12 protein-coding genes are annotated in these 14608 nt (G+C 75.6%); 8 read left to right on the top strand and 4 right to left on the bottom strand.

Features of this window, described 5'->3' with window-relative positions; all coding sequences use genetic code 11:
• The first annotated feature begins 12 nt into the window (after positions 1 to 12).
• From F7P10_RS02740 to F7P10_RS43045, 3 genes are read left to right on the top strand one after another with little or no spacing between them, the layout of a single operon-like run.
• Positions 13 to 804 (top strand): AfsR/SARP family transcriptional regulator, encoded by a 792-nt coding sequence (locus F7P10_RS02740; protein ID WP_151007934.1) that lies wholly within the window; start codon positions 13 to 15, stop codon positions 802 to 804.
• A 36-nt stretch (positions 805 to 840) separates the two neighbouring features.
• The gene (locus tag F7P10_RS43050; protein WP_218040346.1) at positions 841 to 1740 is read left to right on the top strand and encodes a beta-ketoacyl synthase N-terminal-like domain-containing protein; all 900 of its coding nucleotides are present in this window, start codon (positions 841 to 843) and stop codon (positions 1738 to 1740) included.
• Positions 1656 to 5402: an acyltransferase domain-containing protein gene (locus F7P10_RS43045; RefSeq protein ID WP_218040345.1), complete on the top strand. Its 3747-nt coding sequence runs from the start codon at positions 1656 to 1658 to the stop codon at positions 5400 to 5402. Before F7P10_RS43050 ends, F7P10_RS43045 begins: the two co-directional genes overlap by 85 nt.
• Before the next feature lie 52 nt (positions 5403 to 5454).
• Here F7P10_RS43045 and F7P10_RS02725 read toward each other — a convergent pair whose 3' ends face one another.
• Positions 5455 to 6096, bottom strand: a complete 642-nt coding sequence (locus tag F7P10_RS02725) for a hypothetical protein (RefSeq protein ID WP_151007933.1) — start codon at positions 6094 to 6096, stop codon at positions 5455 to 5457.
• The gene (locus tag F7P10_RS02720) at positions 5991 to 7175 is read right to left on the bottom strand and encodes a hypothetical protein (protein ID WP_151007932.1); all 1185 of its coding nucleotides are present in this window, start codon (positions 7173 to 7175) and stop codon (positions 5991 to 5993) included. Before F7P10_RS02720 ends, F7P10_RS02725 begins: the two co-directional genes overlap by 106 nt.
• 235 nt (positions 7176 to 7410) lie before the next feature.
• Here F7P10_RS02720 and F7P10_RS02715 point away from each other — a divergent pair, with 235 nt between their 5' ends.
• Genes F7P10_RS02715 through F7P10_RS02695 form a run of 5 tightly spaced genes read left to right on the top strand, consistent with a single transcriptional unit; the run spans position 7411 to position 12489 of the window.
• Positions 7411 to 8439, top strand: coding sequence for a 3-oxoacyl-ACP synthase III family protein (locus F7P10_RS02715; protein WP_151007931.1), 1029 nt, complete (start codon positions 7411 to 7413; stop codon positions 8437 to 8439).
• Position 8440: 1 nt separating this feature from the next.
• Positions 8441 to 10372, top strand: coding sequence for an HAD family hydrolase (locus F7P10_RS02710; protein ID WP_151007930.1), 1932 nt, complete (start codon positions 8441 to 8443; stop codon positions 10370 to 10372).
• The gene (locus F7P10_RS02705; RefSeq protein WP_151007929.1) at positions 10369 to 10593 is read left to right on the top strand and encodes an acyl carrier protein; all 225 of its coding nucleotides are present in this window, start codon (positions 10369 to 10371) and stop codon (positions 10591 to 10593) included. The genes F7P10_RS02710 and F7P10_RS02705 overlap by 4 nt, the downstream gene beginning before the upstream one ends.
• Complete coding sequence (locus tag F7P10_RS02700; RefSeq protein WP_151007928.1) at positions 10590 to 11390, top strand: 2-oxo acid dehydrogenase subunit E2; 801 nt, start codon at positions 10590 to 10592, stop codon at positions 11388 to 11390. The genes F7P10_RS02705 and F7P10_RS02700 overlap by 4 nt, the downstream gene beginning before the upstream one ends.
• A complete protein-coding gene (locus F7P10_RS02695; RefSeq protein ID WP_151007927.1) occupies positions 11377 to 12489 on the top strand; it encodes an alpha/beta fold hydrolase in 1113 nt (370 codons plus the stop codon). The genes F7P10_RS02700 and F7P10_RS02695 overlap by 14 nt, the downstream gene beginning before the upstream one ends.
• On the opposite strand, the gene F7P10_RS02690 is transcribed toward F7P10_RS02695, so the two are convergent.
• Both F7P10_RS02690 and F7P10_RS02685 read right to left on the bottom strand, forming a co-directional pair.
• Positions 12476 to 13672, bottom strand: a complete 1197-nt coding sequence (locus F7P10_RS02690; RefSeq protein WP_151007926.1) for a cytochrome P450 — start codon at positions 13670 to 13672, stop codon at positions 12476 to 12478. The genes F7P10_RS02695 and F7P10_RS02690 overlap by 14 nt on opposite strands.
• Positions 13669 to 14598 carry a cyclopropane-fatty-acyl-phospholipid synthase family protein gene (locus F7P10_RS02685; protein WP_151007925.1) on the bottom strand — a complete coding sequence of 310 codons (930 nt, stop codon included), beginning with the start codon at positions 14596 to 14598 and terminating at the stop codon, positions 13669 to 13671. Before F7P10_RS02685 ends, F7P10_RS02690 begins: the two co-directional genes overlap by 4 nt.
• Between the last annotated feature and the right edge of the window lie 10 nt (positions 14599 to 14608).

The raw sequence follows: 14608 nt of genomic DNA, 5'->3' as shown, positions 1-14608 counted from the left end.
CGGTGGCACCTGATGCGCTACGAGGTCCTGGGGAGGGTGCGGACGGTCGACGACGTCGGCCCCGCCGCGCTGAGCGCGCCGAAGACCAACCTGCTGCTGGCCCTGCTGGTCGCGCACGCCGGGCGGGTCGTCACGCCCGATCGGATCATCACGGAGCTGTGGGGCGGCGACGAACCGCGCCGCGCCCAGGCGGCGATCCACGTCCACATCCACCAGATCCGCAGGTTCCTGGAGCGGCCGGGCCGCCGGGACGGTCCCGTGATCACCCACCCGCACGGCTACCTGCTGGACCTCGACGGGGACGAGCTGGACCTCGACCAGTTCACGGGGCTGCTGGAGGACGGTCGCGAGCGCGTCCGCGCGGGCCGGTTCGCGGCGGCGTCGGCCACGCTCCGCGCCGGCCTGGCCCTGTGGCGCGGCGCGGCCTTCGAGGGGCTGTCCTGGGGACCCGCCGTCGGCGCTCACGCCGCCTGGGCCGAGGAGAGCCGGCTGGGGTGCCGCGAGCTGCTGGTGGAGAGCGAGCTGATGATGGGGTTGCACCGTGAACAGGTCCGGCCGCTGTCGGAGCTGACGGCGGCGCATCCGCTGCGCGAGGGTTTCTACGGGCAGCTCATGCTCGCGCTGTACCGGTCGAACCGGCAGGCGGACGCGCTGGCGGTCTACCAGCGCGCGCGGGCCACGTTGCGGCGGGAACTCGGGCTGGAGCCCTGCCGGGCGCTCCGCGACCTCCAGCAGGCGATCCTGTCGGCGGACCACTGGCTGCTCGCGCATTCCGCCCCGGCCGAACTGCGTGCGGTCTCCTGACCGGCGCTCCGACGTCTCTGAAGGCTGGTGAGGAATGTGGCGGAGGACAGGAAGGTCGTCGAGTACCTCAAGTGGGTGACCGAGGAGCTCCAGCGGGCGCGCGGGCGCGTCCTGGAACTGGAGAGCGGACGGCAGGAACCCATCGCCATCGTCGGCATGAGCTGCCGCTATCCCGGAGGTGCGACCTCGCCGGAGGAGCTGTGGCGGCTGGTCGCGGGCGGTACCGACGCGATCGCGCCGTTCCCGGCCGACCGCGGCTGGGGCGTCGACGAGCTCTATGATCCCGACCCGTCCAAGCCCGGCAAGGTGTACGCGCGGGAGGGCGGTTTCGTCTACGACGCCGGGGACTTCGACCCGCGCTTCTTCGGGATGAGCCCGCGCGAGGCGGTGGCGACCGATCCGCAGCAGCGGCTGCTGCTGGAGACGGCGTGGGAGGCGTTCGAGCGGGCCGGGATCGACCCTGCGTCGGTGCGCGGCTCCCGGACCGGGGTGTTCACCGGGGTCATGTACTACGACTACCACACGCGCCTGCCCAAGGCACCGGACGAGCTGGAGGGGTTCCTCGGCAACGGCAACGCGGGCAGCGTCGTGTCCGGTCGGGTGGCGTACACGTTCGGGCTGGAGGGGCCCGCCGTGTCGCTGGACACGGCGTGCTCGTCGTCGCTGGTGGCGCTGCACCTGGCCTGCCAGGCGCTGCGGTCGGGGGAGTGCTCGATGGCGCTGGCGGGCGGCGTCACGATCCTGGCCACGCCCGGCGTCTTCATCGAGTTCAGCCGGCAGCGGGGGTTGGCGGTGGACGGGCGGTGCAAGGCGTTCGGTGCGGGGGCGGACGGGACGGGTTGGGGGAGGGGGTGGGGCTGGTGCTGGTGGAGCGGTTGTCGGACGCGGTGCGCAACGGTCGGCGGGTGCTGGCGGTGGTGCGGGGTTCGGCGGTGAATCAGGACGGTGCCAGCAACGGTCTCACCGCGCCGAACGGGCCTTCGCAGCGGCGTGTGATCGGGCAGGCCCTGGCGAGTGCCGGGCTCACGCCGCGGGACGTGGACGCGGTCGAGGCGCACGGCACGGGGACGCGGCTGGGCGATCCGATCGAGGCGCAGGCGCTGCTGGCGACGTACGGGCAGGACCGGCCCGAGGGGCTGCCGTTGCGGCTGGGGTCGGTGAAGTCCAACATCGGGCACACCCAGGCCGCCGCCGGGGCGGCGGGTGTGATCAAGATGGTGATGGCGCTCCAGGAGGGGGTGCTGCCGCCGACGCTGCACGCGGACGAGCCGTCGCCGGAGGTGGACTGGACGTCGGGCGCCGTGGAGCTGCTGACCGAGACGGTGCCGTGGCCGGACACCGGCCGCGCCCGCCGCGCCGGGGTCTCCTCGTTCGGAATCAGCGGCACCAACGCCCACGTCATCCTGGAGCAGGCCCCGCCGCCCGCCGCACCGGCGGCGGGGGAGGCCCCGGCCTCCGGGGCCGGGTCCGTCCTCGCCTGGCCCGTCTCGGCGCGCGGCGAACGCGCCCTGCGCGCGCAGGCCGAGCGGCTGCGCGCGCACGTGACCGCCCGGCCGGACGCCGACGCGGCCGGTATCGCCGCCGCGCTGGCCGGCACCCGCGCCGCCTTGGAGGACCGTGCCGTCGTCCTCGGTGCCGACGCCGCCGCCCTGTCCGACGGCCTGCGCGCTCTCGCGGCGGGCGAGCCGCACCCTGACGTGGTGGCGGGCAGAGCGGGGAGCGGCCGCGGCCGGACGGCGGTGTTGTTCTCGGGTCAGGGTTCGCAGCGGGTGGGGATGGGGCGGGGGTTGTATCGGGCGTTTCCGGTGTTCGCGGGGGCGTTCGATGCGGTGTGCGGTGAGTTGGATGGGTTGTTGGGGTGTTCGTTGGGTGAGGTGGTGTTCGAGGGGGGTGCCGAGGAGCTGGGGCGGACGGTGTTCGCTCAGGCGGGGTTGTTCGCGGTGGAGGTGGCGCTGTTCCGGTTGCTGGAGTGGCTGGGGTTGCGTGCCGATGCGGTGGCGGGGCATTCGGTGGGTGAGGTGGTGGCGGCGCATGTGGCGGGGGTGCTGTCGCTGCCGGACGCGTGCACGTTGATCGCCGCGCGCGGCACGCTGATGCAGAACCTCCCACCCGGCGGCGCGATGATCGCGATCCAGGTCGGCGCCGAGCAGGTCCTCCCGCAGCTCGCGGATCATCCCGGCGCGGCGCTGGCCGCCGTGAACGGCCCCGACTCGGTCGTCGTCTCCGGTGACGAGGACGCCGTCGCGCAGATCGCCGGCTTCTGGGAGATCTGGGGCCGCAAGACCAAGCGGCTGCGGGTGAGTCACGCGTTCCACTCCCCCCACATGGAATCCATCCTGGACCAGTTCCACCACACCATCGCCCACCTGGACTACCGCACACCCACCCTCCCCATCATCACCTCCCGCACCGACACCACCACCGACCCCACCACCCCCCACCACTGGACCCGCCACATCCGCGACACCGTCCACTTCGCCCACACCATCACCACCCTCCACACCACCGGCACCACCACCTACCTCGAAATCGGCCCCCACCCCACCCTGACGCCGCTGCTCCCGGCGATCCTCGACGCGTCCGGCCCGGGACCGGAGCCACGGCTCGTCACCACGCTGCGCGAGGACCGGCCCGAGACCGAGACGGTGCTCCGCGCCGTCGCCCACCTGTACGGCCAGGGGCACGACGTCGACTGGTCACGGCTCGCCCCGGACGTCCCCGCCGCCGCGCTGCCGACCTACGCCTTCCAGCGGCGCCGCTACTGGCTCGGGCTGCCGGGCGAGGAGACCCCCGAACACGTCCCCGCCGCGTCCGCGGGCCCGGCCGGCTCCGACGACGCCCTCTGGGAGGCGATCGAGCGCGGTGACCTGGACGGCGTGGCGGACCGGCTCCAGGTCTCCGCACCGGAGCGCGAGGCGCTCGCCGGAGCGCTGCCGGCGCTGTCGGCGTGGCGCCGCCGCAGGACCTGGGCGCACCGGACCGCCTGGCGTCCGATCGCCGGCACCTCCGCCGGACGGCCGTCCGTCACCTGGCTGGCGGTCCTCCCCGCCGCACACACCGGCGGGGCCGTGCCGGCGGTGCTGCGCGCGCTGGCCGCCGGTGGCGCCGACGTGACCCCCGTGAGCATCCCGGCCGACGCCGCGACGCCCGGCCGGGTACGGGCGGTGCTCGCCGAGGCGATCGGGGACGGTCCCCCGCCCGAGGCGGTCGTGTCGCTGCTCGCCCTCGGGTCCGGACCGGCCGGGGCCGCCGTGCCCGCGCTCACCGCCGCTCTCGCGGACCTCTGCCCCGGGACGGTGCCGTGGATCGTCACCGCCGGGGCGGTCCACGCGATCCCGGCCGACCCGCCCGCCGATCCGGAGGCGGCCCGCGTCCGGGCGCTGACCCCGGCCGCGCGGCTCGTCGATCTGCCCCCGTCCCCCGGGGCCGCCGAGGAGGCCCGGCTGCGGTCCGTGCTGTCCGGTGCCACGGGCGAGGACGACATCGCCGTGCGCGGCTCGGGCGCGTTCGCCCGGCGCCTGGTCAGGGTCGCGGCCGGGCGGCTGGCCGGGCCCCCGTCCCGGCCCGGGAACGGCACGGTCCTGGTGAGCGGGGCCGGTACCCGCGCCGGGCGCAACCTCGCCCGCTGGCTGGCCGGCCGCGGCCCGGAAGGCGCGGAGCTGCTGCTCGCCGTCGCCGCCGCGCCGGACCTGCCCGCCGCCGACGAGCTGGCGGCCGAGCTGGGCGCCGGGGGAGCCACCGCACGAAGCCTGCTCTTCGACCCCGCGTGTCCGGACGGCGCGGACCTGCCCGCCGGCGGCGCCGTCGCCCACGTGTTCGCCGACGTCGAGGCCGCGTCCGCGCGGGACGAGGCGCGGGCGCTGGCCGGGCTCGCCCGCGACCGGGGGCTCGCGGCCGTGCTGCTGTGCGCCGAGCTGCCCGGCGCGGCCCCGGCCCTGGCGCCGGTCGCCGAGCGCACCCCCGGCACCGCGTTCCTGGCCGCCTTCGCGCGCGCCCGTCGTGCCGAGGGATCGCCGATGACGTTCGCGACGCTCGGTCCCTGGGCCGAGCCGGACGCGGTGGCCGAGCCCGTCCCCGCGCGGCATCCCCGGCCGCTGCCGCCGCTGCCGGCCGTCGGACTGCTGGCCGAGGCCGCCGCACTGGGTGAACCCGCCGTCGCGATCGTCGACGTGGACTGGGAGCAGGACACCGAGGACGACCCGCCGCGCGTGCTGTCCGCACTGCTGCGCGGTGCCGGGCCGGCCGCCGAACCGGACGAGCCGCCGGACGCCGCCGCCGGACGCCGCGCCGCGCTGCTCGCCGCCGCCCCGCCGGAGCGCCTGCGGCTGCTGCGGACGGCGGTCCGCGGCGCCGTCGCGGAGATCCTCGGATACGCCGAGCCGGAGGCCGTCGGCGACGACGACAACGTCACCGAACTGGGGATGTCGTCGTTCGCGGCGCTGGAACTGGCCACCCGCCTCGGCGCGGCGATCGGCGCGACCGTCCGGCCCGCAGTCGTCTTCGACCATCCCACCACGGCCCGTCTCGCGGAGCACCTGAGCGCCGCGCTGGAGTCCCCGCGGGACGAGGACGAGCCCGCGGCCGAGCCCGTCGCCTGAGCCGCGCGCCGGGGCCGGGGACCGATCCCCGGCCCCGGCCGCTCGGCCTCGTTCAGCCGGTCAGGTCACGGCGCCGGAAGGCCAGCAGCCCGACGGCCGTCAACACGCCCGCCACCGCCAGCAGCACGAGCACGGGCGCGATCCCCACCGGGCCCGCGGGAGCCTCGCGCACGTGCGTGAACGGCGAGACGTCCAGCAGCGGCCGCGGCAGGTCGGTGAACATCGCCAGGGGGGCGAGCACCGCCGCCACCGCGAAGATCAGCCACATGGGCACCCGGGCGCGGGCACCGGCAAGCCCGAACACGGCGACGGCCGCCCCGGCGACGACGAACTCGGCCGGGACGCGCACCAGCGCGCCGCCCAGGATCATCCCCCACTGCCCCGTCGCGTCACCGGACGCGGCGCCGTACGCCACCGCCGCGCTCACGGCGACCACCACCAGCAGCAGGACCGCGCCGACGGCGGTCCACAGCACGTGCGAGAGCAGCCACCGCGTCCGGCTCACCCCCGTGGCCAGCAGCGGGCCGACCCGCCCGTCCGCCTCCTCGGCCCGCATCTTCTGCAGCGCCTGCACGCTGAACCGTGCCGTCAGAATCGCCGCGGTGATCCCCATGTGGAAGGTGAACCAGACCCGGACCGGTTCGGCGTCGCCCAGCCGGTCGCCGAGCCCCGCGAGCTGGTCGGTGGACCCCACGATCTCGTCGGCCTCGCGCCGATCCCGCCGAACGTGGCGCCCAGCGCCACCATGGCGAGGGCCCATCCGAACAGGTGCACGCGCTGGATGCGCCAGGCCAGCCCGATCGGGCCGCGCAGCGAGCGCGGCGCGCCGGCCGCGCCCTCGCGCGCGGGCAGCAGCCCCACGCCGACCTCGCGGTGCGCCGCCAGCCGGAACGCCGCCGCCGACACGGCCGCGCCGAACACCGCGAACAGCCCCAGCACCCACCAGCGTTCGCCCGCGTAGGGGGACATCTTCTGGCACCAGCCGACCGGCGACAGCCAGGAGGGCCAGGAGCCCTCCACCGTCACGCCGCCCGATCCCACCCGGCCGGTCACGTCGCCCACGGCCCGCACCAGGAACGCGACCGCGACGAGCGTCCCGGACAGCAGGTTCGCGCCGCGCGCCGTGGCGGTGAGCTGCGCGGCGACCGCGGCCATCGCCGCGCACGCCAGGCCCACCGCGCCCAGGCCCGCCGCAGCGGCGAACGACCCGGCGGCGGGGAGCCCGCAGGCCAGCAGCGCGACGGCCGCCGCCGGGACCAGCAGGGCGTTGCCGGCGGCGACGCGGAGCAGCGCCGCCGCCGTCGGCGCGCACCGTCCCACGGCGCCCGCGCCGACCAGATCGGCGCGGCCCGCCTCCTCGTGCCCGCGCGTGTGCCGGACGACGGCGAACGTGCTGATCAGCCCGACCGCCACCGCCGACGAGATGAGGACCTCGGCCATCACCAGGGAGCCGAGGCTCGTGCCGGACACCGCGCCGTCCACCGCGCGGGCGGCGGCGCTGCGCGCGAACACCCGGGCCTGGCCGGTCCGTGCTTGCAGCGTCGGGTAGGAGGCGGCGACCGAGGCGGCCCACAGGTAGAGCACGACGGCGGTGCCCGCCGTCCAGGCGGGCAGCCGCACCCGGTCGTGGCGCAGGGCCAGACCGGTCAGGGCGAACGTGCCGGTGAAGGCGGACGACCCGCTCCGCCGCCCGCGTACGGCGCGAGGCTCCGGCACCCCGGCCGTGTCCCGCGCGTCCGCGCGCGCGTCTGCGACGGTCCGAGGCTGCGTCATGGGCCGCTCCTAGAGAGGCGCGGGCGGGCGCGCGAGTGCCCCGCTCCCGGCGCTGCCACGATCATCCGGCCGGACGGCGGCGCGGCCCACCCCTAGAACCGACCGTCCGGCCCCTAGACGTCGCGGCCGGGCGGGTAAGCGTCGGCCAAGCTCCCGTTCCTAGCCTGAACCGGCAGGTGACACCGGCACGCGACCGTGCCCTGCGCGACGACGCCCGACCGCGGAGAGGAAATCCATGGCTGCTCCCGACATCAGCGTCCGCGCCGTACGGACCGAGCTGCCCGGCCCCCCGGTCGGCAACGCGGCGCTGGCCCGGCGGTTCGGCATGGGGGAGGCGTGGCAGAGCTGGGTGGACACCTTCGTCGGCACCGCCAACCGGCACTACGCCGTCGACCTGGAGACCGGCGAGGTCCGCTGTACGCTCGCCGACCTCGGCGCGCGGGTGGGCGCGGAGGCGCTGGCCGCCGCCGGCGTCGAGCCCGGCGAGGTCGATCTGATCGTGCTCGGCACCGCCTCCCCGGACGAGCTGATGCCCGCCACCGTGAACGTCATCGCCGACCGGATCGGCGTGGACGGTGTGCCGAGTTTCCAGCTCCAGTCCGGCTGCACCGGCGCGGTACAGGCGCTCATGGTGGCGCAGCAGGCACTGCTGGCCGGGACGGCGCGGACCGCGCTGGTCCTCGGCGGGGACGTCTCCTACAAGCACCTGGACCCCACCGCCGACATCTCCGGCGCGCTGCCCGCGCAGCTCGTCAACCTGGTGCTGTTCGGCGACGGGATGGGCGCCGCGGTGCTGTCTGCGGGCGCCGAGCCCGGCGGCGTCCTGCTGCGACGGCTGCTGCTGCGGCTGTCGGGCCTCGGCCGCCCGCCGGGCCAGACCGTGGCCTGGTACGGGGCGAGCCGCCGCGCCGACGGGCCCGCCGCCAGCGAGGACTACAAGGCGATCGAGGATTCCGTTCCGGACATGGCGGCCGAGACGATGCACGAGCTGCTCGGCCAGGTGAACTGGAAGGCCGACGACCTGGCCTATCTGCTGCCGCCTCAGCTCTCCGGGCGGATGACCGCCCGCATCGTGGAGCGGATGGCCGTCACCGGACCGCAGGAGCTGAGCTGCGTCGGCGAGATCGGCAACAACGGCAACGGCCTGCTGTTCTTCCAGCTCGAACGGCTGCTGGAGCGGATCGCGCCGGGCGAGCGGGCGCTGGCCGTCGCCATCGAGGCGAGCAAGTGGATCCGCGGCGGGCTGGCCCTGGAGAGGGTCTGACATGGCGGCGGAGCCCGTCGGCCCGGGCCCGGCGGCGACCGGGCCGGCCGGGCCGGCCGAGCTGGCCGAGCTGGCCGCCGCCGGCCGGCTCGCCGCCGAGTATCCCCGGGTCCCGGGGCTGCTGTCCGGCGTCACCGGCGCCGAACTGGCCAGGGCCGGGCGACTGCTGGCCCGGCTCGACCCCGAGGAGATCGCGCGCGCTCACCCGGGCGTCCCGGCATGCACCGTCGCGATCACCGGGCACGGCACGGTCGCCGGGCTGGTGCCCGACCTGACCGCCGAACTGGCCCGGCACGGGATGCTGCTGCGGTCGCACCTGACGCCCTTCGGCACCTACGTGAGCGAGTTGCTCGATCCCGCCAGCGGCCTGTACGCCGCCGAACCCGACCTGGCGCTGTGCGTCCTGGACGGCGGCGTCGTCTTCGACGAGGTGCCGGTGCCCTGGACCCCGGACGACGTCGAACGGACGGCCCGCCAGAAGGCCGCGCTGCTGCGCGGGCTGGCCGCCGCGTTCGCCGCGGCGGGCCGGGGCACCCTCGTGCTGAACACCGTCCCGCTGGAGCGCCGGTACACGGCCCAGCTCGTGGATCACCGGGCGCGGGCCCGCCTCGGCGTCGTCTGGCGGGAGTTCAACACCGCGCTGCTGGAGCTCGCGGCCGAGCAGCCCGGCGTCGTCGTCCTGGACCTCGACCCCCTCGTCGGCGCCGCCGGCGCGGCCGAGGACCCCCGGCCCTCGGTCTACGCCAAGGCGCACCTCCCGGCGGAGGTCCTCACCGGCTACGCCCGGGAGGCCGGGCACCTCGCGCGGCACCTCGCCGGCCGCACCGGCAAGTGCCTGGTCCTGGACCTGGACGGGACACTGTGGGGCGGCACGCTCGGCGACGACGGGCCGGACGGCATCCAGGTCGGGGAGGGCCCGCGAGGGGAGGCGTTCGCGGGGTTCCAGCGCGTCGTCCGGCAGCTCGGCTCCCAAGGCGTCCTGCTCGCCGCCGTCAGCAAGAACGACGCCGACCTCGTCCGCAGTACGCTGCGCGACCATCCGGGCATGGTGCTGCGCGAGGACGACTTCGTCCGGGTCGTCGCGAACTGGCGGCCCAAGCCCGACAACCTCGCCGAGCTGGCCGCCGACCTCGGCCTCGGCGTCGGCGGACTGGTGTTCGTCGACGACAGCCCCTACGAGCGGGGCCTGGTCGCCCACCGGCTGCCGGAGGTCGCCGTCGTCGCGGTGGACGGCGAACCGGCCTGGCACGCGGCGCGGCTGCTGCGCGACGGCTGGTTCGACGTCGTCGAACTGACCCGGGAGGACACCGCCCGGCCCGCCCGCTACCGCGCCGAGCTGGACCGGCGCGACTTCTCCGCCGGGTTCGACTCGCTGGACGACTACCTGCGGGAGCTCGGCGTCCGGGTGGACATCGCTCCCGCCGGGGCGGCCGACGCCGCCCGCGTCTCCCAGCTCACGCTGCGCACCAACCAGTTCAACCTCACCACCCGGCGCCTGTCACCGGGGGAGGTCGCCGCCCTGGCCGGTGACCCGGACACCCCCGTGCTCACCGTCCGGGCCGCCGACCGCTTCGGCGACAACGGGCTGGTGGGGGCGGTGTTCCTGCGCCGCCGCGGCGGCGTACTGCACATCGACAACTTCCTGCTGAGCTGCCGGGTGTTCGCCCGCGGCATCGAGCAGGCGTGCATGGCCGCCGTCCTGCTGCACGCCCGCGACAGCGGGGCGCGCGAGGTCCTGGCCGACTACCGCCCGACGCCCCGCAACGCGGGCGCCCGGGAGTTCTATCCGCGGCAGGGCTTCCGGCCCGCCGACGACGCCGGCGGCGCGGACGGGGCCCTGCTCTTCCGTCACGACCTGCGCCGCGTCGTCCCGCCGCCCGGACATGTCCGGCTCACGGCCGGGTTCGCCGCACCCGAAGGGATCCAACAGTGACGATCGACGACCTCGTCGCACTCGTGCGCGACGAACTCGGCCTGCCGGTGACGGTCGAGAGCGCCGGGCAGACGTTCGACCACATCCCCGGATGGGACTCGATGCACCTGCTGTGGCTCGTGACCACGCTGGAGCGGCAGACCGGCCGCAGCCTGTCCATGCCGGATCTCCTGGAGGCGGCCAGCCTGGAGAACGTCCACGCGCTGGTCACCGCGTCATGAGGACCGGACCCGTGGCCCGGGAGCGGCGGCACACCCTGCACTTCCTGGCGGAGCTGCGGCCGTTCGCCCCCGTCTTCCTCGACACCGAGGTCGACATGGGGCGCGTGCTCGCCCACCGCGCCGACGGACGCGCCGGCGGCGGACGCTACTCGGTCGTCTCCTACGCGCTGCACGCGGCGGGCCGGGCGCTGGCCCGCCACCCCGAGGCCAACGCCGCCGTACGCGGCCGCGTCCGCCCCACGGTGGCGCGCTACCCGGCGGCGCACGGCAAGGTCACGCTGGACAAGACGCTGAACGGCCGCCGCGTCGTGCTCGCCGCCGTCGTCGCCGACACCGACCGCGCCTCGCTGGAGGAGATCCAGCGCCGCGTCGACCACTTCCGCGACGGCGACCCGGACACGATGCCGGAGTTCGCCGGCGTCCGGGTGCTGCACCGGCTGCCGTGGCCGCTGCGCACGCTGGCCTACCGGCTCGGGTCCCGGCCGCTGGCCCGCCGGCCCGAGGTGCTGGGCACGTTCGCGGTCACCTCGCTCGGCCACCGCCCGGTGGACGGCTTCCACTCGGTCGGCGGCACCACCGTCACGCTGGGCCTCGGCCGCGTCCTGGACCGTCCCGTCGTCCGGGACGGCGCGGTGGCCGTCGCCCCGATCATGCGGCTCAGCCTGGCCTTCGACCACCGTGTGATCGACGGCGCCGAAGCCGCCGACCTGCTCGCCGACATCAAGGACGGGCTGGAGGGCTTCGCGGCGCCCGTGCCGGTCCCGGCCGTGGAGGGCGCCACCGATGAACGACGTTGAGGAACTGAAGACCTTCGCGGCGGTGCACGCCCGCACCCAGCGGATCACGCCCCGGCGCTGCGCGGAGATCCTGCGGAGGGTCCGCAGCGACAAGGACGGGGCGCCGGATTCGTGGACGCGCGTCTGGTGCGAGGCCGCCGAGGAGCTGGAGCGCCGCGGTCACCCGCTCGACGCGGGCCGCCACTACGCCATGGCCCGCTTCCCGTTCGTGGACGGCCCCGCCCGGGAGCACGCCCACCGCAGGTGTGTGGAGATGTTCGAGGTGTGGCGGGGCGGGCAGCCCGGTGTCGAACGCCTCGACGCGGCGGACGCGGACGGACGGTTCGGCTGCTACGCCGCCGGGCTGTCGTCGGAAGATCCGCAGCCGCTGCTGATCGTCATGGGCGGCATCGTCAGCGTCAAGGAGCAGTGGGCGCCGACCCTGCGGCAGGCGGCCCGGCTCGGCATGGCGTGCGTGGTGACCGAGATGCCCGGCGTCGGGGAGAACGGCGTCCCGTACACGCCGCACGCGCACACGATGCTGTCGCGGGTGATCGACGCGGTCGGCGCCCGCGCCGACACCGGCCGCACCTACGCGCTGGCGCTCAGCTTCGGCGGCCACCTCGCCCTGCGCGGCGCCGCCGCGGACCCCCGGCTGCGGGGCGTCGTGACCACCGGCGCCCCTGTCGGCCCGTTCTTCACCGACGCGGCATGGCGCCGCGCGGTCCCGAGGGTGACGATGGACACGCTCGCGCACCTCACCGGCACGGCCCGCCGGGACCTGGACGACGTGCTGCCCCGCTACGCGCTCGGACCGGCGGACCTGGTCCGCGTCCGGGTGCCCGTCCGGTACGTCGCCAGCCTCCGCGACGAGATCGTCCCGCGCGCGGACGTCGCGCTGCTGCGCGCGCATCTGTCGGACCTGAAGGTGCTCGAACTGGACGACGTGCACGCCTCGCCGGGCCATCTGGCCGAGTCGAGCCTGTGGACGGCGCGGTCGCTGCTGGAGCTGAGGGGCGGCGGTGGCGCGCAGGCCGCGCTGCTCGGCGGGCTGCTGGCCGCGTTCCGGACCCGGCGCCGCCTCACCGCCCCCCGCGACCGGGCCGTCAGACCGGTGTGACGGTCAGCGGCAGGCGCTTGACCCCGAAGAAGTTCCGCGGGTGGTATTCCAGCGCGGCACCCGGCGTGATCCCGATGTCGGCGTACCGGTCCAGCAGCAGGTTCAGCGCGATCTCGCCCTCCAGGCGGGCGAGCTGCGCGCCGAGGCAGTAGTGGACACCCTTGCCGAAGGCGATGTGCGGGTTGGGGCGGCGGCGCGGGTCGAAGGCGTCGGGGTCGGCGAACTGCCGTTCGTCGCGGTTGGCCACCGCCAGCCACGCCTTGACCAGTGAACGCGGCGGGACGGTCACCCCGCCGATCTCGACGGCGCCCCGGGTGTAGCGCGGGATCATCAGGATGGGCGGACGGTACCGCAGCGTCTCGTCGAACACGGCGGGGATCAGCGTGCGGTCGGCGCGCACCTCGGCCGCGAGGCCGGGGTGCCGGTCGAGGCACTCCACCGTGTTGGTGATCATCATGGTGGTGGTGATGAGGGCGGCCTCCAGCAGCACGCGGCCGAAGTTCATCGCCTCGCGGTCGGTCAGGCGGTGCCCGTCCACGTCGGCGGTCACCAGGCGGCTCAGCAGGTCCCCGGCGGGTTCGTCGCGCCTGCGCCGGCAGTGCTCCAGCAGGTAGACGTTGACCTCGCCCGACCCGGCGCCGACCTGCTTCATCGCGTCGGGATCGGTGACCGGGTCCAGGACGAGGGCGTCCACCATCCGCGCGGCCCAGGTCTCGAAGCGCGCGCGGTCAGAGACGGGGATGCCGAGGATCTCGGCGATGACGGTGATGGGCAGCGGCAGCGCCAGGTCCCGCACCAGGTCCAGTTCGGTGCGGCCCGCGGCGACGTCCAGCAGGTCGGCCGCGGTGCGCCGCACGCGCGGCTCCAGCTCGGCGACCGCCTTCGGCGTGAAGATCCTGCTGATCACGCGTCGCACCTTCTGGTGCTCTGGCGGGTCCATCCAGAGCATGCTGCCCCGGAAACGCGCCGTTCCCGGCAGCACCGCGGTCGGGTCGCTGGAGAAGGAGGCGTGGTCGGAGACGACGCGCTGCACGTCGGCGTAGCGCAGGACGTGCCAGATGCCGTCGGCGTCGCGGGCCACCGGACGTTCGGCGCGCATCCGGCGGCCCCAGCCGAACAGTTCGCCACCCCCGTCCGACAGGCGGGGCGGCGCCATCGTCAGGGTCTGCGGATCGGTGTTCACGACGGCTCCTCCGGGCCGGCCGGCGCCGGGCGCCGGCGGGGCGGGGACGGGGGTCGGCTCTGCCCGGGCAGATGCGCGGTCACGACGAGGTAGCCGCCGTAGCCGCCCTGGGCGACGATCTCGTCCCGGAACGGCAGCACCGCGCGTTGCGCGTCCATGATGCGGGCGAGGTCCGGCGGGAAGTCCGGGTCCTGCTCCAGGCCGGTGCGCATCCGCTCCATCAGGTGCGCCTGCGTCTTCTGGATGTTGACGCTGACGTCGGTGACCTCGTCGAGTTCCAGACCCGCCCCGCGGACCAGCGGGGGGTAATCCTCGATCGGGATGAGAGGCGAACCGCCCATCCAGGCGTCGAACACCGCCCGCGCCGCCCGCTCGGCCTCGGGGGACAGGGTCGCCTTGCGGAACGCCTCGCAGAAGGCCAGCCGCCCGCCCGGCCGCAGCATCCGCGCGATCTCGGCGAGGACCGTGGCGCGGTCGGGCATGTGGCCCATGGATTCCAGGGCCAGGACCGCGTCGAAGGAGGCGTCCGGGTACGGCGCCGCCATCGCGTCGGCGACCTCGAACCGGACCCGGTCCGCCAGTCCGGCCGCCTCGGCGCGCTCGGTGGCGGCGCGCACGTCCTGCGCGCTGATCGAGATGCCGACCACCTCGGCGCCGGTGGTGCGGGCCAGCCGGACGGCGGGCTCGCCGGTACCGCAGCCGAGGTCCAGGATCCGCCCGCCGGCCGCGTCCAGTTTCGCGGCCATCAGGTCGGTGAAGCGTTCGGACGCCTCCTCCAGCGTGCTGTCGTCGTCGGGGCCGGTCCAGTAGCCGTAGTGCATGGCGCCGCCGAAGAAGCGGGTCAGGTGCTGTCCGGACCGGTCGTAGAAGCCGCCGACGTCGCAGGGCGTCGGGTGGGCGGTGCTCGTCGTCTCGCCAGGGGCCATGGGTGTCTCC

The organism is Actinomadura sp. WMMB 499 (genome assembly GCF_008824145.1).
In the GTDB taxonomy this organism is placed as follows: Bacteria; Actinomycetota; Actinomycetes; order Streptosporangiales; family Streptosporangiaceae; genus Spirillospora.
This window is presented reverse-complemented; position numbering and strand designations above follow the sequence as displayed.